General features: G+C 66.1%; 18 protein-coding genes and 1 tRNA gene. 10 read left to right on the top strand and 9 right to left on the bottom strand.

Going from position 1 to position 22,051, the window contains the following annotated elements; all coding sequences use genetic code 11:
* The coding region (locus tag BMY22_RS18765) for an OprD family outer membrane porin (protein ID WP_143068548.1) at positions 1-685 on the bottom strand (685 nt) is incomplete at its 3' end.
* Between the two features lie 462 nt (positions 686-1,147).
* Here BMY22_RS18765 and quiC point away from each other — a divergent pair.
* Both quiC and BMY22_RS18780 read left to right on the top strand, forming a co-directional pair.
* Positions 1,148-3,046: a 3-dehydroshikimate dehydratase QuiC gene (quiC, locus tag BMY22_RS18775; protein ID WP_090624599.1), complete on the top strand. Its 1,899-nt coding sequence runs from the start codon at positions 1,148-1,150 to the stop codon at positions 3,044-3,046.
* Positions 3,047-3,147: 101 nt separating this feature from the next.
* Positions 3,148-3,813, top strand: a complete 666-nt coding sequence (locus BMY22_RS18780) for a TetR/AcrR family transcriptional regulator (RefSeq protein ID WP_090624601.1) — start codon at positions 3,148-3,150, stop codon at positions 3,811-3,813.
* 232 nt (positions 3,814-4,045) lie between these two features.
* Here the strand turns inward: BMY22_RS18780 and BMY22_RS18785 are convergent, their stop codons facing one another.
* Both BMY22_RS18785 and aroQ read right to left on the bottom strand, forming a co-directional pair.
* A complete protein-coding gene (locus tag BMY22_RS18785) occupies positions 4,046-4,900 on the bottom strand; it encodes a shikimate dehydrogenase (RefSeq protein ID WP_090624603.1) in 855 nt (284 codons plus the stop codon).
* A 4-nt stretch (positions 4,901-4,904) separates the two neighbouring features.
* The gene (gene aroQ, locus BMY22_RS18790) at positions 4,905-5,348 is read right to left on the bottom strand and encodes a type II 3-dehydroquinate dehydratase (protein ID WP_090624605.1); all 444 of its coding nucleotides are present in this window, start codon (positions 5,346-5,348) and stop codon (positions 4,905-4,907) included.
* Positions 5,349-5,674: 326 nt separating this feature from the next.
* On the opposite strand from aroQ, the gene BMY22_RS18795 reads away from it, so the two are divergent.
* Positions 5,675-5,748: transfer RNA gene (locus tag BMY22_RS18795), tRNA-Gly, on the top strand.
* Between the two features lie 527 nt (positions 5,749-6,275).
* Here BMY22_RS18795 and BMY22_RS18800 read toward each other — a convergent pair.
* The gene (locus BMY22_RS18800) at positions 6,276-7,295 is read right to left on the bottom strand and encodes a substrate-binding domain-containing protein (protein ID WP_090624607.1); all 1,020 of its coding nucleotides are present in this window, start codon (positions 7,293-7,295) and stop codon (positions 6,276-6,278) included.
* Positions 7,296-7,411: 116 nt separating this feature from the next.
* The gene (locus BMY22_RS18805; protein ID WP_244158919.1) at positions 7,412-8,380 is read right to left on the bottom strand and encodes a substrate-binding domain-containing protein; all 969 of its coding nucleotides are present in this window, start codon (positions 8,378-8,380) and stop codon (positions 7,412-7,414) included.
* Between the two features lie 318 nt (positions 8,381-8,698).
* On the opposite strand from BMY22_RS18805, the gene dinB reads away from it, so the two are divergent.
* Positions 8,699-9,775 carry a DNA polymerase IV gene (gene dinB, locus BMY22_RS18810; RefSeq protein WP_279626379.1) on the top strand — a complete coding sequence of 359 codons (1,077 nt, stop codon included), beginning with the start codon at positions 8,699-8,701 and terminating at the stop codon, positions 9,773-9,775.
* A gap of 23 nt (positions 9,776-9,798) precedes the next feature.
* Here dinB and BMY22_RS18815 read toward each other — a convergent pair whose 3' ends face one another.
* The gene (locus tag BMY22_RS18815) at positions 9,799-12,549 is read right to left on the bottom strand and encodes a response regulator (RefSeq protein WP_208599342.1); all 2,751 of its coding nucleotides are present in this window, start codon (positions 12,547-12,549) and stop codon (positions 9,799-9,801) included.
* A 275-nt stretch (positions 12,550-12,824) separates the two neighbouring features.
* Here BMY22_RS18815 and cysM point away from each other — a divergent pair, with 275 nt between their 5' ends.
* From cysM to BMY22_RS18840, 5 genes are all read left to right on the top strand, one after another.
* Positions 12,825-13,724 (top strand): cysteine synthase CysM, encoded by a 900-nt coding sequence (gene cysM, locus BMY22_RS18820; protein WP_090624613.1) that lies wholly within the window; start codon positions 12,825-12,827, stop codon positions 13,722-13,724.
* Between the two features lie 47 nt (positions 13,725-13,771).
* The gene (gene rlmD, locus BMY22_RS18825) at positions 13,772-15,136 is read left to right on the top strand and encodes a 23S rRNA (uracil(1939)-C(5))-methyltransferase RlmD (protein WP_090624615.1); all 1,365 of its coding nucleotides are present in this window, start codon (positions 13,772-13,774) and stop codon (positions 15,134-15,136) included.
* Positions 15,137-15,246: 110 nt separating this feature from the next.
* Positions 15,247-17,496, top strand: coding sequence for a GTP diphosphokinase (gene relA / locus BMY22_RS18830; RefSeq protein ID WP_090624617.1), 2,250 nt, complete (start codon positions 15,247-15,249; stop codon positions 17,494-17,496).
* Between the two features lie 72 nt (positions 17,497-17,568).
* Positions 17,569-18,402, top strand: coding sequence for a nucleoside triphosphate pyrophosphohydrolase (gene mazG, locus BMY22_RS18835; protein WP_090624619.1), 834 nt, complete (start codon positions 17,569-17,571; stop codon positions 18,400-18,402).
* A gap of 193 nt (positions 18,403-18,595) precedes the next feature.
* Positions 18,596-19,135, top strand: a complete 540-nt coding sequence (locus tag BMY22_RS18840; RefSeq protein WP_090624621.1) for a DUF2058 domain-containing protein — start codon at positions 18,596-18,598, stop codon at positions 19,133-19,135.
* A gap of 54 nt (positions 19,136-19,189) precedes the next feature.
* On the opposite strand, the gene BMY22_RS18845 is transcribed toward BMY22_RS18840, so the two are convergent.
* The 3 genes from BMY22_RS18845 to purM are packed head-to-tail and all read right to left on the bottom strand — an operon-like array spanning position 19,190 to position 21,622.
* The gene (locus tag BMY22_RS18845; protein WP_090624623.1) at positions 19,190-19,906 is read right to left on the bottom strand and encodes a DUF3108 domain-containing protein; all 717 of its coding nucleotides are present in this window, start codon (positions 19,904-19,906) and stop codon (positions 19,190-19,192) included.
* Between the two features lie 13 nt (positions 19,907-19,919).
* Positions 19,920-20,567, bottom strand: coding sequence for a phosphoribosylglycinamide formyltransferase (gene purN / locus BMY22_RS18850; RefSeq protein WP_090624624.1), 648 nt, complete (start codon positions 20,565-20,567; stop codon positions 19,920-19,922).
* Positions 20,567-21,622 (bottom strand): phosphoribosylformylglycinamidine cyclo-ligase, encoded by a 1,056-nt coding sequence (gene purM / locus BMY22_RS18855; protein WP_090624626.1) that lies wholly within the window; start codon positions 21,620-21,622, stop codon positions 20,567-20,569. Before purM ends, purN begins: the two co-directional genes overlap by 1 nt.
* A 187-nt stretch (positions 21,623-21,809) precedes the next feature.
* Here purM and BMY22_RS18860 point away from each other — a divergent pair.
* On the top strand, positions 21,810-22,051 hold a 242-nt coding region (locus BMY22_RS18860; RefSeq protein ID WP_139204478.1), incomplete at its 3' end, for a transposase family protein.

Genomic DNA, 22,051 nt, shown 5'->3' on the forward strand with positions numbered 1-22,051 from the left:
CGCCGACGGTGGTGCGCTTGTCGTTGAAGGTGTACTCCGCGCCGCCGAAGTCGAAGTCGTCCGAGGTGCGGTTGCTGGTGTAGGGGTTGGTGCCGAACAGCGTCATGTCCTCCATGCTGCCGTCGTCGCGCGGGCTGTTGCCGGTGATGTGGCCGGCGTAGAGGGTCAGGTTCTTGATCTCCTTCGAGGTGAGCATGGTGCCTTCGAAGGTCTGCGGCAGCGAGCGGCCGTCGTCGGCACGCAGGATCGGCAGCACCAGGTACCATTCGCCGACCCGCAGTTCGGTTTCGGAGAACTTCATCTTGCCCGCGACGGCGATCCGTCCGAAGTGGTCGGCGGGCTTGCCGTCGTGGTCGAGCGGTAGCAGCTGGGTGCCGCCGGTGCCCCGGCCGCCGTCGAGCTTCTGCGCGTAGAGGCCGAGCACGTCGACGCCGAAGCCGAGCGGGCCCGGGGTGTAGCCCGATTTGAGGTCGAGGATGAAGTTCTGGGTCCATTCCTCGGCCTTGCTGCGGGTGGCGTTGTCGCGCTTGAAGTCGCGGTTGATGAAGAAGTTCCGGAAGGTCAGGGTGCCCTTGGAGTCTTCGAAGAACCCTGCGGCGTCTGCGGCGAGGGGCAGGGCCAGGAGTGTACCGAGGGTCAGGCTTGCGCCACTGCGCGCCATCGACAGCAGGTCGCGTGAAATCATTGATGTTCTCCGTTGTTTTCGTAAGGCATGACCCTCCCCTCCGGCCAGGTACGGGGCGGTGGGGGAGTGAGGTGGCGTTTATTGGCCGGCAGAGTGGTCTCGACCGTCGGCGGTGAGACCGTTCAGCGGGGATGCGCCGGGAAGCGGATGCAACGGGAAGGTGGCGAAGCGGAAATGCGCGGCATCGGAAAATTCCTTTTGAAATTATTGTTGGAATCGAGAAGCCCTGGGAGTGGTTCCCAAGTGGGGGATTATGGTTGCCGGCTGTCCCTGCGGGGTCAATCGGGGTGGGGGACTTGTGTGCGGTGATCGCACGAATAGTTAACTGGTTGGTACATTTTTATTGATCGACTCGAAGTCCCGTCCAATAATTGATGCAGATTCCCCCTTCGCCAGCCCGACCTGCCCGCCACTGTGGCCCCGGCAGCCGCTGGCGGCCGACTGCTCCAGTGCGGAGGACTCATGCACCGTTCCATCGCCACCGTCTCGCTCAGCGGAACCCTGCCGGAAAAGCTCGAGGCGATCGCCGCCGCCGGCTTCGACGGCGTGGAGATTTTCGAGAACGACCTGCTCTACTACGGCGCCAGCCCGCGCGAGGTGCGCAAACTGGCGGCCGACCTGGGCCTGGCCATTACCCTGTTCCAGCCGTTCCGCGACTTCGAGGGCTGTCGTCGCGACCGTCTGCAGCGCAACCTCGACCGCGCCGAGCGCAAGTTCGACCTGATGCAGGAGCTGGGTACCGACCTGGTGCTGGTGTGCAGCAACGTCGCCGGCGACTCCCTCGGCGACCGGCAGATCCTCGTCGACGACCTGCGCCTGCTCGCCGAACGTGCTGGCGCGCGCAACCTGCGCATCGGCTACGAGGCGCTGGCCTGGGGCCGCCACGTCAACACCTGGCAGCAGGTCTGGGAGATCGTCAAGGCAGGCGACCACCCCAACCTGGGGATGATCCTCGACAGCTTCCACACCCTGTCGCTGAAGGGCGATCCGAGCGCCATCGCCGAAGTGCCGGGGGAGAAGATCTTCTTCGTGCAGATGGCCGATGCGCCGATCCTGGCCATGGACGTGCTGGAGTGGAGCCGGCATTTCCGCTGCTTCCCGGGGCAGGGCGAGTTCGACCTGCCGGGTTTCCTCGCGCCGATCCTCAAGAGCGGCTACCGCGGGCCGCTGTCGCTGGAGATCTTCAACGACGGCTTCCGCGCCGCGCCGACCCGCAGCAACGCGCTGGATGGCTACCGCTCGCTGCTCTACCTGGAAGAGAAGACCCGCCTGCTGCTGGAGCAGCAGGGGCAACCGGTGGAGCCCGGGGTGCTGTTCGCGCCGCCGCCGGCCAGTCGCTACGAGGGCATCGAGTTCCTCGAGTTCGCCGTCGACGACACCCATGCCGCCCAACTGACCCAGTGGCTGACCCACCTCGGCTTTGTCGAGGCCGGCCGTCATCGCTCGAAGAACGTCAGTCTGCTGCGCCAGGGCGACATCAACCTGGTGCTCAACGCCGAACCCTATTCCTTCGCCCATAGCTTCTTCGAGGCCCACGGCCCGTCGCTCTGCGCCACCGCACTGCGCGTTGGCGACAGTCACCAGGCGCTGGAGCGCGCCTGCGGCTTCGGCGGCCAGCCCTATCGAGGCCTGGTCGGCCCCAACGAACGCGAGGTTCCTGCGGTACGCGCACCGGATAGCAGCCTGATCTATCTGGTCGACCGCGATGCCGAAGGCCACAGCATCTACGAGACCGACTTCGAGCTGACGGGCAGTCGCGACGGCGGCCTGCTGCAGCGCATCGATCACGTGGCCATGGCCCTGCCGGCCGAATCCATGGATTCCTGGGTGCTGTTCTACAAGAGCCTGCTCGACTTCGAGGCCGACGACGAGGTGGTGCTGCCCGACCCCTACGGGCTGGTCAAGAGCCGTGCCGTGCGCAGCCGCTGCGGCTCGGTGCGCCTGCCGCTGAACATCTCGGAGAACCGCAACACGGCCATCTCCCGTTCGCTGTCCACCTATCGCGGCTCCGGCGTGCACCATATCGCCTTCGTCTGCGACGACATCTTCGCCGCCGTCGAGCGGGCCAAGGAGGCCGGCGTGCGTCTGCTGGATATCCCGCTGAACTACTACGACGATCTCGCCGCGCGCTTCGATTTCGACGACGATTTCCTCAGCCGGTTGGCCTACTTCAACATCCTTTACGACCGCGACGCCCAGGGCGGCGAGCTGTTCCACGTCTATACCGAGCCGTTCGCCGAGCGTTTCTTCTTCGAGATCCTGCAGCGCAAGGACTACGTCGGCTACGGGGCGGCCAACGTCGCCGTGCGTCTGGCGGCGATGGCCCAGGCCCGCAGCGGAAAAGCCGCGCCCAAGCTCTGAGAGCGAGGGCAAAAGCCACGGGGTTTCCCTTCCGTGGCTTTTCTCCGCCAGGATGGCAATGAATAATGGCCGTCATCCCTTCTTTGCGAGATGCGCCCTCCATGCCGGACACCAAGCCTGCCGTCGACCCCGTTGCGCGTCCCCGTCAGCCACGCAAGAACAATCCGGAAAAGACCCGCCAGGAGATTCTCCTCGCGGCCGTCCATGAGTTCGCCGAACAGGGCCTGAGTGGCGCGCGGGTGGATGCCATCGCCGAGCGCACCAGCACGTCCAAGCGGATGATCTACTACTACTTCGGCAGCAAGGAGCAGCTCTACCTGGCGGTGTTGGAGAAGCTCTACGGAGACATCCGCAGAACCGAGGCCGGGCTCAGGCTCGACGAGCTGGACCCGGAGGCGGCGATTCGTCTGCTGATCGAATTCACCTTCGATCACCACGACGTCAATGTCGACTTCATCCGGGTGGCGAGCATCGAGAATATCCATCACGGCGAGCATATTGCCAGGTCGCAGCTGATCCGCTCGCTGAGTAAGTCGATCGTCAGCGAAATCGCCGCAATCCTCGCCCGTGGCGTCGCTGCCGGCGTGTTTCGTGCCGACATCGATCCGCTCGACCTGCACCTGCTGATCAGCTCGTTCTGCTTCTTCCGGGTGTCCAACCGCTACACCTTCTCGACCATCCATCAGGTCGATCTCGGCGAGCCGGAGGCCAAGGCGCGTCACCGGGAGATGATCTGCGAGGCGGTGATTCGCTATATCAGGACCTGAAGGAACTCGGCCGGTGTCGTGTGGGGGCTGAGGCCGCCGCGCTGTGTGCGGGCCGGGCCACCGGCCTGAAGTCGCGATCCCCGGAGACGACGCTGGGGGCGATGAACGCTTCGACAGAGCGCTGGCGGGCTGTTTTGTACCAAGGTCCGTAGGGGGATGCCGCGCGCAGACGCTTGATGGGCGTGGGCTGGACTGGCCGCTGCCGGGGCAGCGGCCATTTTTCAGTCGGGCCTCAACCGAGGCTGGCGAAATGCGCCATCATCCGTCCGGCATCGGCCTGGACGCCGCTGAACAGCTCGAATGCCTTGACTGCCTGGAACACCGCCATGTTGCTGCCGTCGAGGGTCTGGCAGCCGAGGGCGCGAGCAGTGCGCAGCAGCTCGGTTTCCAGTGGGAAGTAGATGATCTCAGCCACCCACAGGCCGGCGTGCAGCAGTTCGGCCGGCAGCGGCATGCCCGGCAGCTTGGCCATCCCGACCGGCGTGGTGTTGACCAGACCCTGGGCCTCGGCCATGGCGGCCGGCAGATCGCTGCCGGCAACCGCCCGGCCGGCACCGAAGCTGCCGTTGAGGTTCGCGGCCAGATCGGCGGCACGGCTCGGTTCGACGTCGAAAACGGTCAGTTGGCGCACACCCGCCTGCAGCAGAGCATGGGCCACCGCAGCCCCGGCTCCGCCGGCACCCATCTGCACCACGCGCTCGCGTGCCACCTCCGGCAGGCCGCGGCGGAAGCCCTCGGCGAAGCCCAGGCAGTCGGTGTTGTGACCGATGCGCTTGCCGTCCTTGAATACCACGGTGTTCACCGCGCCAATGCCGCGGGCTTCCGCCGACAGCTCGTCGAGCAGCGGGATGATCGCCTGCTTGCACGGGAAGGTGATGTTCAGGCCGGTGAAGCCCATGCGCTGGGCGGCGGTCAGCAGCTCCGGCAAGGCTTGGGTGTCGAGGCCGAGCTTGTCCAGGTCGATCAAGCGGTACAGATAGCGCATGCCCTGGGCATCGCCCTCGTGTTCGTGCATGGCCGGAGTACGCGAAGCCTGGATGCCGGCGCCGATCAGGCCGGCGAGGATGCTGTGCGATTGGGCGGTCATGGGCTCAATCCTTCTTCAGAAGTTGACTGAAATGCTGCAGTGCCATGCGGTAGCCATGGCTGCCGAGGCCGCAGATCACACCGACGGCGATGTCCGACACGAATGAGTGGTGGCGGAAGGGCTCGCGCTTGTGCACGTTGGAAAGATGTACCTCGATGACCGGCAGTTCGCTGGCGAGCAGGGCGTCGCGGATGGCGACCGAGGTGTGAGTCCAGGCGGCGGGATTGATCAGGATGCCGGCACAGCGGCCGCGAGCCAGATGAATCCACTCGATCAGCTCGCCTTCATGGTTGGTCTGGCGGAATTCCACGCTCAGGCTGCATTCCTCGGCGGTACGCGCGCAGAGTTCGGCGATGTCGGCCAGGGTTTCCCGCCCGTAGGTAGCCGGCTCGCGCGTGCCGAGCAGATTGAGGTTGGGACCGTTGAGCACGAGGACAGTATGTGTCACGCGATTCTCCATTGTTATTAGGTTGGTGGAGGTACGCATGTAAAAATGTACCAGATGGTTAATTTGGTCAATCGCCGGAGATCGCCCAAGCGCGGGGCATAGGGCGGTGGGCGGCCGACGCCGTGCTCGGGGACGGCTCGCAACGTCGATGGCGCGGGCGTTTGGCGGGTTGTTGGGGGATGCGGCGAAGATGCCATAAAGCGTGCGGTTATCGCCCGTGGGCATGCGGGCCGAGGATGAATGCCCCCGTTGCCGGAGAGAAAGCCTCGGCAGGTGGAAATTGCGCTTCACCTACCGGCCAGATTCTGGTAAAAAGAGCGCCGCTCGCGGGCGTCGTATAATGGCATTACCTGAGCTTCCCAAGCTCATGACGAGGGTTCGATTCCCTTCGCCCGCTCCACATACTTGTTTCCACATGCTCCCGCATGTAGTTGAAACCAAGAGAAACCGGCCTTTAGAGCCGGTTTTTTTGTGCCCGCATGTTCCCCGGTTTGCCCGTGTATGCCCCCTTTGTTGGCGGATCTGCAGGATGCCGAACCCAAGGCGCTGGGTTGCTTGGTCTACTGCGCGCCGACTGCCGATTTCGAGCCAATGCCAACTGGCATATCAGCCATCGCGTGCGGGTCTGGGGCGGGGCGCGCAATCGCTGGTCCAGGGCCGAAGTTCGGCGTTGCCTGCCGTTTACCGAGCAAAAGCCTTTGGTTGAGCCGAATCGAGCCTTGCTGGGTGCATGGCAAGCGGGCGGGCGATCCTCGAGCCCGAGCGCCCGCTGACGATCTCCCGAGGTAATGAAGCGGCGGGTCTGCAACTGTTACGGCTGCGAACAGCTCGCACCAGTCGCACAGAATGTCGGTTGGAATTGCTGGCAGCCCATATTTCCACTCCGTGCACTGGCCGCGGGTAGTTGGAGGCACCGAGGCACACGTCTCAGTACTCCGCGGGGAGCTCCGGCGATGCTTTGGGCAGGTAGATATGGCTGCCGACAAGAACCTTCTCGGGAATGGGTTCGTCCCGCGCCAGATGCTTGAGTATCCGGTAGCTCTGGCGGCCGAGTTCCCGGCTTTGTGCGCCCAGGTAAGCCTGCACAAGCCCCTCGTCGAGCAGTTCGAGTTGCGCCTCGTCGGGCTCGTCGGCGGTCATGATAATGACGGGACCTGTACCTCTTGTCCCTCGTTCGGCAAGCAGCGGGCCAAGCTGGCGGCGGAACGCGTCGGCTTGGTAAATCGGCCAGCTGCCGGTAGTGACGATGGCGTCGACCTGGCTGGTGCTCAGCAGCGTGGCCAGCTGGATTAGCGCTTTTTCTTGGTCGTCGGCGCTATACAGCGGGCAGCGCTGCGACTCGCTCCAGCCATTCTCCCCGTTCAGCGGATCGACTGTTCCATCTGCGCCACGACCACTGCGTAGTAGCTGTTGGCGGATACCCTGGATACGCTCCTGGAGATTGGTGTCCTGTGGGCTGCCGCTCAGGATGCACAGCCTTCCGCCCTGCGGCCTGAAGCGCTGGACGAGCCGGCCGAGTTGCCGGCCGAAGGCCAGGTTGTCGAGCCCGACGTAGCTGCGGCGTAGATGCTGCTCGGCAGGCCCCAGGTCCGAATCGAAGGTGATCAGCGGCGGCTTGCTTGCCCGTTTCAGGGCGTGCTCGGCCAGCCACTTCGAATGGGTCACGGACAGGGCGATGCCGTCCAGGTCCTTGTCGAGGGCCTGTTCCAACGCCTCATTTTGCCGGCGAAAATGCGCGGGCCCCGAGGGTCCCAGCAACAGACAGGTATCGCCCTCGGCCTGGGCGGCCTCGGCACAGCCCTTACCGACCTGGATGAAGAAGTGCTGGTCGACCCGCTTGGCGACCAAGGCGAACTGCAATGATTCGGCATTGCTGAAAGGAACCAGCAGTAATCCGAAAAGCAGGCCAGCAGCAGAAAGAGAGCAAGAGGACAACGACCTTTCCAAAGCAGATTCCCGCCGATTACTGGGCTTCCTTCGCGATGATACGCCTTAAGCATCCCTCAAACCCGGTTGGCGGATGCCGATTTTGGCCTGTTCTCGGGTGTCGGGAACACCCTGCCTTAAGGATTCGAAGACTTGTCCGTTGACGCTTTAGGCAGGTAGAGATGGCTGTCGACGAAAACCTTCTCGGGGACAGGCTCTCCTTGGGCCAGACGCTTGAGCATCCGGTAGCTCTGGCGACCGATCTCGCGGCCTTCCAGGCTCAGATAGGCCTGTACCAGGCCGTCGTCGAGCAGTGCGCGCTGTGCTGCGTCGGGCTCATTCGCGGCGACGATGATGGCCGGGCGCACACTCTTTTTATCGAGTTCGGCGAGCAACGGGCCGAGCTGCTGACGAAATACGTCGGCGTGGTAAATCGGCCAACTGCCGGTGCTGATGATGACGTCGACCTCGCTGGTATTCAGCAAGGCGGCAAGCTGGAGCAGCGCCTTCTCTGGGTTTTCGGCGCGATAGAGCGGGCAGCGGTTCGGCTCGCTCCAGCCATTCTCTCCACTCAGCCGGTTAGCCTCCCCACCCTCGGTTTGGGCTTGGCTACCACGCAGCTGCTGGCGGATGCCCTGGAGGCGTTCCTGGTAGTTGGTTTCCCGCGAGCTGCCGTTCAAGACGCACAGCTTTCCGCCTTGTGGCCTGAAGCGCTGGGCGAGTGCGCCCAGCTGTTGGCCGAAAGCCAGGTTGTCGAGCCCGACATAGCCTCTGCGCAGATGCTGCTCTGCCGGTTTCAAGTCCGCCTCGAAGGTGATCAGCGGCGTCTTGCCTGCCCGCTGCAGGGCATGCTCGGCCAGCCATTGCGAATGGGTCACGGACAGGGCAAGACCGTCCAGATCTCTGTCGAGAGCCTGTTCCAGTACCTGGTTTTGCAGGCGAAAATGCTCTAGCCCCGCGGCGCCCAGCAACAGGCAGGTATCGTTCTGGGCTTGGGCGGCTTCGGCGCAGCCTTCGCCGGCCTGGATGAAGAAGGGGTGGTCGACCCGTTTGGCGATCAGCGCGAACTGTAGCGGTTCGGCGCCGGCGGGGAGGCCGAGCGGCAACCCGCAGAGCAGGCCTGCAGCGGATAGCAAGCGGGAAAATAGATGTCTTTTCAAAGTGGATCCTGTCGGCCTCCAGCATGGCGGGCTGGCTTTTTGTGGGTTTTGGGGTGCCATGAGGTCGTTTGGGATGATCTCTACTTTGCGGGGCGGGGCTGACTGGTGGCTGTGGAAGCCGGTGGAGATCGGCCCCCTTCCCTTGATCAAGCTAAGTGGACGCGCTAGGGGATGTCACGCCTGTGGCCGGCTGTTTCCGCGCCGATCGGACAGGGCAGAAATACCCGAGAGTTCCTTTTTAACTCTATTTCTCGAGGTGGATTGCTGAAAAATCAGCCTGTTACACCGCAAAGAAAGATCATTCACGTCGATTGCGACTGTTTCTACGCCGCCATCGAGATGCGCGACGATCCGCGCCTGGCCAGCCGGCCGCTGGCGGTGGGCGGCGCGCCCGAGCGGCGCGGGGTGATCGCTACCTGCAACTACGAGGCGCGTGCCTACGGCGTGCGTTCGGCGATGCCCGCGCGCCAGGCCCTGAAGCTCTGCCCGGAGCTGTTGATCGTCCGGCCGCGGTTCGACGCCTACCGGGCCGCGTCGCGGGAGATCCACCGGATCTTGCGCGACTACACCGAGTTCGTCGAACCGCTGTCGCTGGACGAGGCCTACCTGGACGTTTCCGCCAGCCCGCACTTTTCCGGCAGCGCCACGCGCATCGCCCAGGAGATCCGCCGGCGTGTCTGGCAGGAGTTGCGCATCACGGTTTCCGCCGGCGTCGCGCCGAACAAGTTCCTCGCCAAGATCGCCAGCGACTGGCGCAAGCCCGACGGGCTGTTCGTGATTCCCCCGGCCGAGGTCGAGGCCTTCGTCGCCGCCCTGCCGGTGAGCCGGCTGCACGGGGTCGGCAAGGTCACCGCCGAGCGGCTCGGGCGCCTGGGCATCCGCACCTGCGCCGAGCTGCGCGAATGGAGCCGGCTGGCGCTGGTGCGCGAGTTCGGCAGTTTGGGCGAGCGCCTGGGGCAGTTGGCGCGGGGAGTCGACGAACGCCCGGTGGAGGTCGACAACCGCCGCCAGTCGCTGAGCGTGGAGCACACCTACGAACAGGACCTGCCCAATCTGGCTGCCTGCCTGGAGCGGCTGCCGCTGCTGCTGGATGAGCTCGACGGACGCCTGGCGGGCCTGGAGGGCAGCTATCGGCCGGACAAACCCTTCGTCAAGGTGAGGTTCCACGATTTCACCCAGACCACCCTGGAGCAGGCCGGTGCCGGCCGGGATCTGGACAGCTACCGCGTGCTGCTCGGCACCGCCTTCGCCCGCGGCGCCAGGCCGGTACGCCTGCTCGGCGTCGGCGTGCGGCTGCTCGATCTGCGTGGCGGCGAACAGCTGGAGCTGTTCGCCGACTGAGCGGGAGCCCTTCCCCGGCCGTCTCAGGCGTCCGCTCTCGCCTCGTCGGCCAGGCGGACGAGGGCGGCATCCAGTTCGTCCAGGGCGGCATCGGCCGCCGGGGCATGCTGCTTGAGGAGGGTTTCGCTGTGCTGGCAGGCGGCGCGTAGCTGTGGCACGCCACAATAGCGGGTCGCTCCGTGCAAACGATGCACCCGTTCGAGCAGGGCGGCACGGTCGCCGTCCCGGCGTGCCTGCCGGATCGCCTGGCGGTCGGCATCCAGCGAGGCCAGCAGCATGCTCAGCATGTCGGCGGCCAGATCGGGCTTGCCGGCGGCCAGGCGCAGACCCTCCTCGGGATCGAGCACGCTGAGATGGCCGATGGGCGCCGGCCGGGCCTCGGCGGCCGGGCTGTCGGGCGAACGCAGGTGTAGCTTGGTCCATTTGTGCACGACCTGGGCCAACTGGCGTTCGTTGATCGGCTTGGTCAGGTAGTCGTCCATGCCGCCCTGCAGCAGGGCTCGCCGCTCGTTGGCCAGGGCATGGGCGGTGAGGGCGATGATCGGCGTGTGATGGTGTTCCGGCTGTCCGGCTTCCCACTGGCGAATCGCCCGGGTGGCCTGGCGGCCGTCCATGCCGGGCATCTGCACGTCCATGAAGATCAGGTCGAAGCGTTCCTGTTGCGCGGCTTCCACCGCAGCCTGGCCGCTGTCCGCCACGCTGACCGTGGCGCCCATGTCGCCGAGCAGGGTTTGCACCAGCAGCAGGTTGGCCGGGTTGTCGTCGACGCAGAGCAGGCGCGGCGCGCGGTTGCCCAGTGGACCCGGCGCCTGCTGGTCGACCGGTTGCGGGGCAAGCAGCTCGGCCAGGGCGGCCTGCAGCTTGTCGCGCCGTGCCGGCTTGCTCTGCAGCTGGATCTGCGCCTCCGGCAGGGTTTCCTGGTAGAGCTGCTGTTCGGTGGTGGGGCAGAGCACCAGGCATTTGCAGCCGAGCCGGTCGAGGTCGGCGATGCGCTGGGCCAGTTCCTCGGCGTCGGTGTCGCGGCTGGTCACGCCGAGCACCGCCAGCCCGATCGGGCGATTGTCCTGGCGCGCGGCGGCGACGCCGGCCAGCAGGTTGTCCAGTTCGGCGAAGGGCAGCACCTCCAGGCCGCAGTCCTCCAACTGGTGTTGCATCGACTGGCGGGCCAGCTCGTGCTGTTCGAGCAGGGCCACATGGTAGCCGTGCAGGGCGCTCGGCGGCTCGTCCTCGGTGCGGTCGTCGAGCGGCAGGGAAAGGCGGATCCAGAACTCGGAACCTTCGCCCGGCACGCTGTTGACGCCGACCTCGCCGCCCATCTGTTCGATCAGGCGCTTGGAGATGGCCAGGCCGAGGCCGGTGCCGCCGGCCTGGCGGGTCAGCGAGTTGTCGGCCTGGCTGAAGGCCTGGAACAGTGCGTTCAGCTCCTCCTGGGACAGGCCGATGCCGGTGTCGTGTACGCTGATACGCAGCTGGGCGAACTCCTCGCCGACCTCCTCGACCATGGCGCGCACGGCGATGGTGCCTTCGTTGGTGAATTTGATGGCATTGCTGATCAGGTTGGTGAGGACCTGCCTGAGTCGCTGGGGATCGCCGTTCAGCGCCAGGGGGGTGTCGCGGTAGATCAGGCTGACCAGCTCGAGGTGCTTGGCGTGGGCCGCCGGGGCGAGGATGGTGAGGGTGTCCTGCAGCAGTTCGCGCAGGTTGAAGGGGGTGTGTTCGAGGACCAGCTTGCCGGCCTCGATCTTCGAAAAGTCGAGGATCTCGCTGATGATGCCGAGCAGGCTGTCGGCGGACTTCTGGATGGTGTTCAGGTAGTCGTGCTGGCGAGGCGACAACTCGCCTTTCTGCAGCAGGTTGGTGAAGCCGATGATGCCGTTCAGCGGGGTACGGATCTCGTGGCTCATGTTGGCGAGGAACTCGGATTTGATCCTGCTCGCCTCCAGGGCCTCGCGGCGCGCCATGTCCAGCTCGATATTCTGGATCTCGATGGTTTCCAGGTTCTGGCGGACGTCCTCGATGGCCTGGTCGATGCTGTTCTGCATCTCTTCCTGGGCGTGCTGCATGACCTCGGCCATGCGGTTGATGCCGGCGGCCAGTTCGTCCAGCTCGTGGCTGCGCAGGGGGGGCAGGCGGGTTTCCAGGTGACCGTCGCGCAGCTGCGACACGCCCTGCTGGATGCGTCGCAGGGGGGCGCTGATCGAGTGCCCGACGCGCAGGGCGAGGAGGGCGCTGACCAGCAGTACGGCGATGATCAGCACCAGGCTGGCGAGCAGGTTGCGGTAGCCCTGCAGCAGGGCACTTTGGTGCGATATTTCCAGGGCGACCCAGCCGATCAGGTGGTCGTCCTGGCCGCTGTTGCCGCTGGCCAGGTTCTGGTGGTAACCGAGCACCGGCATCAGCAGAAGGGTGGCGTTGCCGTCGCGGGTCATGGTCAGCTGGGTCGGGTCCTGGGGCGGCAGCGGGCTGCCGAGGCTCGGCCCGGCATGCACGATGGTTTCCAGATTGCCGTCGAGAAAGCTCACCGCACGGATGTCCGCCTGGTCGAGCACCTGGTTGGCGATGCGCTGCAGGCGATTGTGGTAGCTCTGCGCCAGGGACGGTGCAGCCAGGGGGGCGAGCTGCTGGACGATCAGCCGGCCGCGCTCCACCAGATTGCTGTGCATCTCGGTCAGTTGCTGCCAGGTGAAATAGCCGCCCAGGACCAGCGCCAGCAGGCTGCTGGGCAGCAGGGTGAGCATGACGATGCGGGCCTTGATGCTGAAGTCGTGGAACACCCCGATTCTCCATGATGGGTTTGGGTCGCAGTGTAGCGACAGACTCGATTGGGGCAACAGAATGCGCTGTCATAGCGATTCGGAATATGTATGCGCCATTCCTGAATGATGGCCTCCAGCGCTTTGCCGGCTATCATAGGAGCCCCCTGCGGCCTGGATGGCTCCTCCGAGCCGAAGTCCGCTTGTCGACGGGCGAGCGGCGCCCGCGCAGATGGCGGCAAGGAGGCCGTCCGTATCGAGCAGCCCATTTCTGATTCAGGTTACCGAGTGTTTCCATGACAGTGCATTTCCCCACCATCGCCGAATGCATCGGCAATACCCCGCTGGTGCGTCTGCAGCGCCTGCCCGGCGAAACCTCGAACACTCTGCTGGTCAAGCTGGAGGGCAACAACCCGGCCGGCTCGGTGAAGGATCGCCCGGCGCTGTCGATGATCTCCCGCGCCGAGCTGCGCGGCGACATCCGCCCCGGCGACACCCTGATCGAGGCCACCTCCGGCAACACCGGCATCGCCCTGGCCATGGCGGCGGCGATCAAGGGCTACCGGATGATCCTGATCATGCCGGACAACATGAGCGCCGAGCGCAAGGCGGCGATGACCGCCTACGGCGCCGAGCTGGTGCTGGTGAGCAAGGCCGAGGGCATGGAAGGTGCCCGCGACCTGGCGCTGAAGATGCAGAGCGAGGGGCGCGGCAAGGTGCTCGACCAGTTCGGCAACCAGGACAACCCGGTGGCCCACTATGAGGGCACCGGCCCGGAAATCTGGCGCCAGACCCAGGGCACGATCACCCACTTCATCAGCTCGATGGGCACCACCGGTACCATCATGGGCACCTCGCGCTACCTCAAGGAGCGGAACCCGGCGGTGCAGATCATCGGCCTGCAGCCGCAGGAAGGCTCGGCGATTCCCGGCATCCGCCGCTGGCCGCAGGAGTACCTGCCGAAGATCTTCGATGCGACCCGCGTCGACCGGGTGATCGACATGGCGCAGAGCGAGGCCGAGGAGGTCATGCGTCGCCTGGCTCGCGAGGAGGGCATCTTCTGCGGGGTGTCCTCGGGCGGGGCGGTGGCGGCGATGCTGCGCCTGTCGCGCGAGGTGGAGAACGCGGTGCTGGTGGCGATCATCTGCGACCGCGGCGACCGCTACCTGTCCACGGGTGTCTATGACCAGCCATAAGCCGGTCCCTGCCCGGCAGGGCGGCACGCGATGCGAGGTCTTCTATCGTGGCTAAACGCACTCCCGGCCTGCGCTTCCAGCCCAGCGGCGGCGTCCGCACGGCGCCGCTGCCGGTGGGCAGGAAGCAGGTCCTGACCATCGAGCGTCTGGCCCACGACGGTCGCGGCATCGCCTTCGTCGACGGACGCACTTGGTTCGTTTCCGGCGCCTTGGCCGGCGAGCAGGTCGAGGCTCGCGTGCTCGGTGCGCGTAATCGGGTCGTCGATGCCCGCGCCGAGCGGATCCTGGCGGCCAGTCCGCTGCGTCGCGTCGAGCCCTGCGCGCATGCCGGGCGCTGCGGCGGCTGTACCCTGCAGGCGCTGCCGCATGCCGAGCAACTGGCGCTGAAGCAGCGCACCCTCGCCGAGCAGCTGGCGCGTTTCGCCGACCTGGCGCCGGAGGAGTGGGCGCCGCCTTTGGTCGGTCCGGAGTTCGGCTACCGCCGCCGGGCGCGCATTGCCGTACGCTGGGACGTCGCCGCGCGCCGGCTGGAGGTGGGCTTTCGCGCCGCGGCCAGCCAGGCAATCGTCGCCATCGACGACTGCCCGGTGCTGGTACGCCCGTTGCAGTCCATCTTCCGTGCCCTGCCTGCGCTCCTGCATGGCCTGGACAGGCCGCAGGCACTGGGGCATGTCGAATTGTTCCATGGCAATGCAAGCGCCATCCTGGTGCGTCATACTGCGCCACTTGCGGACAGCGACCTGCTGCGCCTGCGCGCCTTCTGCCGCGAGCACGCCGCCCAGCTCTGGCTGCAGGGCAAGGGCGAGGCGCAGGCGGACGCGCCGGGAACTCCGCTGGGCTACCGTCTGGAACCGTGGAGTCTCGAGCTGCAGTACCGCCCCGGCGACTTCGTACAGGTCAACGCACCGGTGAACGAGGCAATGGTCGCCCAGGCCCTGGAGTGGCTGGCGCCGCAGCCCGGGGAGCGAGTGCTGGACCTGTTCAGCGGACTGGGCAATTTCGCCCTGCCGCTGGCGCTGCGGGCGCGCGAGGTGGTGGCGGTGGAGGGGGGCGCGGCGATGGTCGAACGGGGCAGGGAAAATGCGCTCGGCAACGGCCTGGGCAACCTGCACTTTTACCAGGCGGATCTGTCGGAGGCGCTGGCCGAGGCGCCCTGGACGGCCGGTGGCTTCGCTGCGGTGCTGCTCGATCCGCCGCGCGACGGCGCGCTGGAGGCGGTGCGGGAGATGGGCGCCCTGGGCGCCGAGCGGGTACTGTACGTCTCCTGCAATCCGGCGACCCTGGCCCGCGATGCCGCGGAGCTGGCCGGGCAGGGCTATCGTCTGCGGCGTGCCGGGATTCTCGACATGTTTCCGCAGACCGCCCATGTCGAGGCCATGGCGTTGTTCGAGGCGCCTTCCGTCTCGCGTTGAGGCGGAGCGCACGCGTGTAGTCAGGGATGGCTGCATTTTTGTTTCCGCAGCCCGATCCGGCTGATGTTTGTTCGGCGTGGCAGTACATGCCAGGGGAAAGGTAGGTATACATGGTACAGGTGAGAGCGCAGCAGCCGGTCAATACCGACGGCAGCATCAATCTTGAGGCCTGGCTGGATCATGTCCAGAAGATGGACCCGGCCCTGGAGCGCGAGGCACTGAAGAAGGCCTGCGAGTACGCCCGCGAGAGCGAGCAGCGGAGCCGGCCCGAGGACGGTGCTCCGGCGGCCGGTATGTCCAGTTTCCTGGTCGGGCTGGAGATCGCGGAAATCCTCGCCGACCTCAAGCTGGATCAGGACTCCCTGGTCGCCGCCGTGCTCTATCGCGGCGTGCGCCAGAAGCAGATCGCCCTGGAGGAGGTGCAGCGGCGCTTCGGCCTGGTGGTCGCCAAGCTGATCGAGGGCGTGCTGCGCATGGCGGCGATCAGCGACAGCCTCAACCCGCGCGAGTCCCTGGTGCTGAACGCCCAGGCCCAGGTGGAGAACCTGCGCAAGATGCTGGTGGCGATGGTCGACGACGTACGCGTCGCACTGATCAAGCTGGCCGAGCGCACCTGCGCGATCCGTGCGGTGAAGCACGCCGACGAGGAGCGTCGCCAGCGTGTCGCCCGCGAGGTTTCCGCGATCTATGCGCCGCTGGCTCACCGCCTCGGCATCGGCCACATCAAGTGGGAGCTGGAGGACCTGTCCTTCCGCTACCTGGAGCCCGAACAGTACAAGCAGATCGCCAAGCTGCTCCACGAGCGCCGGCTGGACCGCGAGCAGTTCATCGCCAAGGTCGTCCAGGAACTCAAGGACGCCTTGGCCGGCGCCGGCATCAAGGCCGACATCAACGGTCGGGCGAAACACATCTATTCGATCTGGCGCAAGATGCAGAAGAAGGGTCTGCAGTTCAGCCAGATCTACGACGTGCGTGCGGTGCGCGTGCTGGTTCCTGAAGTACGCGACTGCTATACCGCCCTCGGCATCGTCCACTCGCTGTGGCGGCACATTCCCCGGGAGTTCGACGACTACATCGCCAACCCCAAGGAAAACGGCTACCGCTCGCTGCACACCGCGGTGATCGGCCCGGACGGTAAGACCCTGGAAGTTCAGATCCGCACCCACGCCATGCACGAGGAGGCCGAGCTGGGCGTCTGCGCCCACTGGCGCTACAAGGGCACCGACGTCAAGTCCACCTCCAGCCACTACGAGGAGAAGATCTCCTGGCTGCGCCAGGTGCTCGAATGGCACGAGGAGCTGGGCGACATCGGCGGCCTGGCCGAGCAGCTGCAGGTCGACATCGAGCCCGACCGGGTCTACGTGTTCACCCCCGACGGCCACGCCATCGACCTGCCCAAGGGCGCCACGCCGCTGGACTTCGCCTACCGCGTGCACACCGAGATCGGCCACAACTGCCGCGGGGCCAAGGTCGACGGGCGCATCGTGCCGCTCAACTACAGCCTGCAGACCGGCGAGCAGGTGGAGGTCATCACCGGCAAGCACGGCTCGCCGAGCCGCGACTGGCTGAACTCCAACCTCGGCTACGTCACCACCTCGCGGGCCCGGGCGAAGATCGTCCACTGGTTCAAGCTGCAGGCGCGCGACCAGAACGTCGCTGCCGGCAAGACGCTGCTCGAGCGCGAACTGGCCCGTCTCGACCTGCCGCCGGTGGACTACGACCGGCTGGCGGAAAAGAGCAACCTGAAGACCGCCGAGGACCTGTTCGCCGCCCTCGGCGCCGGCGACCTGCGCCTGGCCCATGTGGTGGGACTGGCCCAGCAACTGGTCGAGCCGGAGCGCAGCACCGAGCAGCTCGAGCTGATTCCGCGCAGGCCGGGTACCCTGCAGCGGTCCGGCAAGCGCGACGATATCCAGATCCAGGGGGTTGGCAACCTGCTGACGCAGATGGCCGGCTGTTGCCAGCCGTTGCCGGGCGATCCGATCGTCGGCTACATCACCCAGGGGCGTGGCGTCACCATCCACCGCCAGGACTGCGCCAATGCCCTGCAGCTGACCAGTCGCGAGCCGGAGCGGATCATCCAGGTCAACTGGGGGCCGGTACCGGTGCAGACCTATCCGGTGGACATCTTCATCCGCGCCTACGACCGCTCCGGCCTGCTGCGCGACGTGTCCCAGGTGCTGCTCAACGAGCGGATCAACGTGTTGGCCGCCAACACCCTGTCGAACAAGGAAGACAGCACCGCGCAGATGGTCCTGACCATCGAGATCCCCGGGCTGGATGCCCTTGGCCGGCTGCTGGCGCGCATCGCCCAGTTGCCCAACGTGATCGAGGCGCGTCGCCACCGCACCGCGCCCTGAGCCGAGGGGGCCGGCCATGTCGCGCCCCCTGGCCGCGCCAGATGCCCACCATGGACCGAACAGGAAGACCCCATGTACCGACTTGACGACCTGCTGCACCTGATGGCCCGCCTGCGCGATCCGCAGTACGGCTGTCCCTGGGACCTGCAGCAGTCCTACGCGAGCATCGTGCCGCATACCCTCGAGGAGGCCTACGAGGTCGCCGACGCCATCGAGCGCGGCGATTTTGTCCACTTGCCGGGCGAGCTCGGCGACCTGCTGTTCCAGGTGGTCTACTACAGCCACCTGGCGCGGGAGGAGGGGCGTTTCGACTTCGCTGCGGTGGTCGACGGCATCACCCGCAAGCTGATCCGCCGCCATCCCCACGTGTTCCCCGACGGTGACCTGTACGGCGCGCCGAACCTGCCGAAGCTGGCCGAGGGGGCCATCCGCCAGCGCTGGGAGGAGATCAAGGCCGAGGAGCGCGCGGAAAAGGCCGCTGTGCCCGAGCAGTTGTCGCTGCTCGACGACGTGCCGCAGGCCCTGCCGGCGCTGTCCCGGGCGGTCAAGCTGCAGAAGCGGGCCGCCCAGGTCGGCTTCGACTGGCCGGAGGCGCTGGTGGTGGTGGACAAGCTGCGCGAGGAGCTGGACGAGCTACTGGAAGCGATGAGCGGCAACGATCCGAAGCACATCGCCGCCGAGCTTGGCGATGTGCTGTTCGCCGCGACCAATCTGGCGCGGCATCTCGCGGTCGATCCGGAGGCCGCTCTGCGCGGTGCCAACGGCCGGTTCGAGTGGCGTTTCCGCTTCATCGAGCAGGCCCTGCGTGCCGACGGGCGCAGCCCCGAGGGCTGCAGCCTGGACGAGCTGGAGGCCCTGTGGGCAACTGCCAAGCGCGCCGAACGCGACGAACCGGGCTGTGCTTGAGCCTTCCGCCGGTGAGCCACTGGTGCCGCCGGCCATCCTGGACTTGCACTCCGGACCTTCAGGCTGGAGGATTGACCCTAGCCGGCAGGTTGAGGAAGGTGCCAGTCCAGCCTTTTCCCGGCCTGCCCGGATCGCCTAAGTTCGCCCTGAAAACGAACGCCCGCATCGCCGGGCTGTTGGAAGATCACTAACGATGAGCATGTCATTGCGCGACCAGCTGCTGAAAGCCGGGCTGGTCAACGAGAAACAGGCCAAGCAGGCCGGCAAGCAGAAACAGAAGCAGGAGCGCCTGGAGCGCAAGGGCCAGGTCGAGAAGGACGATTCGCAGCGCCAGGCGGCGCTCGAGGCCCAGGCCGAGAAACTCGCCCGCGATCAGGAGCTGAACCGCCAGCAGCAGGAGAAGGCCGAGCAGAAGGCGCGAGTCGCGCAGGTCAAGCAGCTGATCGAGGTTTCCCGCCTGCCCAAGCTGAGTACCGACGACTACTACAACTTCGTCGACGACAAGAAGGTCAAGCGCCTGCCGGTGAATGCCATGATGCGCGACAAGCTCAGTCGCGGCTCGCTGGGCATTGTCCGCCACGGCGGCGGCTACGAGGTGGTGCCGCGCGAGGCGGCGCTGAGGATCCAGGAGCGCGATCCGCGCCGGGTGGTGCTGCTCAACACCCCGACCGAGGCCCCGGACGAGGACGACCCGTACGCGGCCTACAAGATCCCCGACGATCTGATGTGGTAGAGAAACGAAAAAGCCGGCGCGAAGCCGGCTTTTCTGCTGGGGCGGCGCGTCGACTCAGTCGAGCCGGCCTTTCACCGGGCGGCCGTCGACGGTGCCCTCTTTGAGCATGATCTGGTATTCCTTGCCGTCCTTTTCCACCTGGTGCAGGCGCACCAGCAGATAGTCCCAATCCTTGGCGAGCCAGAACACCGTCTTGCGGCTGCTCTGGGTAGGATCGCGCACGCGCTCGACCTTGACCGCCTCGACCACGCCCACTCGGGTACGCACGTTCTCGCTGCCCAGCACGCGGAAGTCGTAGGTTTCGATCTCGTCGCCGTCGAGCACCTGGTAGCTCATGCTCTGCTTGCCTTCGGCGACGTCCTTCTGCAGCTCCAGCTGATAGAGGGACTTGTCCAGCAGGCCGCGGTTGATCGGCAGGTTCACGGGGTTGTCGCGCTCGCGGCCCTGGACCTTCTTGGCCTTCCAGTCGAAGTTGTGCTCGACTTCCTTCTCCTTGCCCATTCCGCTGCGCGCATAGCGGTAGGCGAGCGGCACGAGGCGACCGCTCTCGACGGTGAAAGTACTTTGTTCGGTGACGCTGGCGACCAGCATGCTGGCCTTGAACTCGTAGTCCCAGCGTGTGCCGTCCAGCTTCTTCAGCGTACGTTCGGCGGAGCCGCTGATCGGCATCTGCTTCCAGTCGGCGGTGTAGCTGGCGAAGAACGGCTTCAGCTCGAAGGCGTAGGTGGGGGCTGCGAGCAGGGCAAGGACGAACAACAGGGCACCACGCATAACGTCTCCTATCCTAGGTTCGAATGAGATGGCCGGTAGCCGGCAGTTTTTCTCCATCCAGCAGGGCGCCTTCCGGCGTCAGCCGCAGGCGGCCCTCGGCGAACCAGCGCACGGCCTGCGGGTAGATCCGATGTTCCTGCAGATGCACGCGCAGCGCCAGGTTTTCCTCGCTGTCGCCCGGCAGCACCGGAACCACCGCCTGGATGATCAGGGGGCCGCCGTCGAGTTCCTCGGTGACGAAGTGCACACTGCAGCCATGTTCGCTGTCCTGGGCCTCCAGGGCGCGGCGATGGGTGTGCAGGCCCTTGTGGCGGGGCAGCAGGGAGGGGTGGATGTTCAGCAGGCGGCCTTCGTAGTGGCGGACGAAGGCGGGGGTGAGAATGCGCATGAAGCCGGCGAGGATCACCAGGTCGGGCCGGAAGACGTCGATCGCCTCCATCAGCGCGGCATCGAAGGCCTCGCGGCCTTCGTAGGCCCGGTGGTCGATCACCTGGCCGGCGATGCCGGCGTTCTTCGCACGGGTCAGGCCGTAGGCATCGGCGCGGTTGGAGAGCACCGCGCGGATCTGTAGCGGATTGCCTTCGCCCTGACTGTCGATCAGCGCCTGCAGGTTGCTGCCGGAGCCGGAGATCAGCACCACCGCATTGCAGGAGCCGGCCATCAGTGCGCCTTCAGGTTGTTCAGCAGGACGCGCTCGGCGCCTTCGCCGGCGGCGATGCTGCCGATCAGCCAGGGCTGCTCGCCCGCCTCGTGCAGCACGGCGAGGGCCTGCTCGACCTTGTCCTGGGCGACGCAGACGACCATGCCGACGCCGCAGTTGAGCACGCGGTGCATCTCGCGCTCGTCGACATTGCCCTTCTCCTGCAGCCAGTCGAACACTGCCGGGCGGGTCCAGCTGGCCACGTCGATCACCGCCTGGGTGTCCTGCGGCAGCACGCGCGGGATGTTCTCGGTGAGGCCGCCGCCGGTGATGTGGGCCATGGCCTTGACCGCGCCGGTTTCCTTGATGAGCTTGAGCAGCGGCTTGACGTAGATGCGCGTCGGCGCCATCAGCAGGTCAGCCAGCGGCTTGCCGTCCAGGCTGGCGCTGGCCACTTCGGTGCCGCTCACCTCGAGGATCTTGCGGATCAGCGAATAGCCGTTGGAGTGCGGGCCCGACGAGGGCAGGGCGATCAGCGCATCGCCGGCGGCGACCTTGGAGCCGTCGATGATCTCGCTCTTCTCCACCACGCCGACGCAGAAGCCGGCCAGGTCGTAGTCCTCGCCCTCGTACATGCCGGGCATCTCGGCGGTTTCGCCGCCGACCAGGGCGCAGCCAGCCATCTCGCAGCCTTCGCCGATGCCGGTGACCACGCGGGCGGCAACGTCGACGTTGAGCTTGCCGGTGGCGTAGTAGTCGAGGAAGAACAGCGGCTCGGCGCCGCACACCACCAGGTCGTTGACGCACATGGCCACCAGGTCGATGCCGATGCTGTCGTGCTTGCCGAGATTCATCGCCAGACGCAGCTTGGTGCCGACGCCGTCGGTGCCGGAGACCAGTACCGGCTGCTTGTAGCCGGCCGGGATTTCGCACAGGGCGCCGAAGCCGCCCAGGCCGCCCATCACTTCAGGGCGCGCGGTGCGCCTGGCCACGCCCTTGATGCGTTCGACCAGCGCTTCACCAGCGTCGATGTCGACACCGGCGTCCTTGTAGCTCAGGGAGGGTTGCTTGCTCATGGATCAGGCCTTCAGGGAAATGCGGGATTCGACCGGAGCCGAGGGCCGGTCTGCAGGACAGGCGATTCTATCAGGCTTGTCCGGCAGCGACCACCGAGCGCCCCGGCCGGACAGGGCAATCGCGCTACATCGCTCTTGCGTTGGACGAGGATTAGCGGTAACGGACAAGACTTTTCCGAGCCCCATCATGCTGCCCAATCCCCAGCCCTACTTCGCCAAGCTCGTCGACCCACGGCGCGAAACCCGCAACAAGCTGCACGCCCTGCAGGACATCGTCATGATCACGCTCTGCGCCACCCTGTGCGGTTATGACGACTGGGTCGGCATCGAGGACTTCGCCCACGAGAACGAAGCCTGGCTGCGCGAGTTCCTGCCGCTGCCCAACGGTATTCCCTCGCACGACACCCTCAGCGACGTCATCGGACGCCT

The sequence above is a fragment of the Azotobacter beijerinckii genome, assembly GCF_900110885.1.
Taxonomy (GTDB): domain Bacteria; phylum Pseudomonadota; class Gammaproteobacteria; order Pseudomonadales; family Pseudomonadaceae; genus Azotobacter; species Azotobacter beijerinckii.

Excerpts from the sequence above, each read along its gene's own strand:
- quiC (WP_090624599.1), top strand. The coding sequence starts at position 1,148 with ATGCACCGTTCCATCGCCACCGTCTCGCTCAGCGGAACCCTGCCGGAA.
- BMY22_RS18780 (WP_090624601.1), top strand. The coding sequence starts at position 3,148 with ATGCCGGACACCAAGCCTGCCGTCGACCCCGTTGCGCGTCCCCGTCAG.
- BMY22_RS18785 (WP_090624603.1), bottom strand. The coding sequence starts at position 4,900 with ATGACCGCCCAATCGCACAGCATCCTCGCCGGCCTGATCGGCGCCGGC.
- cysM (WP_090624613.1), top strand. The coding sequence starts at position 12,825 with ATGACAGTGCATTTCCCCACCATCGCCGAATGCATCGGCAATACCCCG.
- relA (WP_090624617.1), top strand. The coding sequence starts at position 15,247 with ATGGTACAGGTGAGAGCGCAGCAGCCGGTCAATACCGACGGCAGCATC.
- mazG (WP_090624619.1), top strand. The coding sequence starts at position 17,569 with ATGTACCGACTTGACGACCTGCTGCACCTGATGGCCCGCCTGCGCGAT.
- BMY22_RS18840 (WP_090624621.1), top strand. The coding sequence starts at position 18,596 with ATGAGCATGTCATTGCGCGACCAGCTGCTGAAAGCCGGGCTGGTCAAC.
- BMY22_RS18845 (WP_090624623.1), bottom strand. The coding sequence starts at position 19,906 with ATGCGTGGTGCCCTGTTGTTCGTCCTTGCCCTGCTCGCAGCCCCCACC.
- purN (WP_090624624.1), bottom strand. The coding sequence starts at position 20,567 with ATGGCCGGCTCCTGCAATGCGGTGGTGCTGATCTCCGGCTCCGGCAGC.
- purM (WP_090624626.1), bottom strand. The coding sequence starts at position 21,622 with ATGAGCAAGCAACCCTCCCTGAGCTACAAGGACGCCGGTGTCGACATC.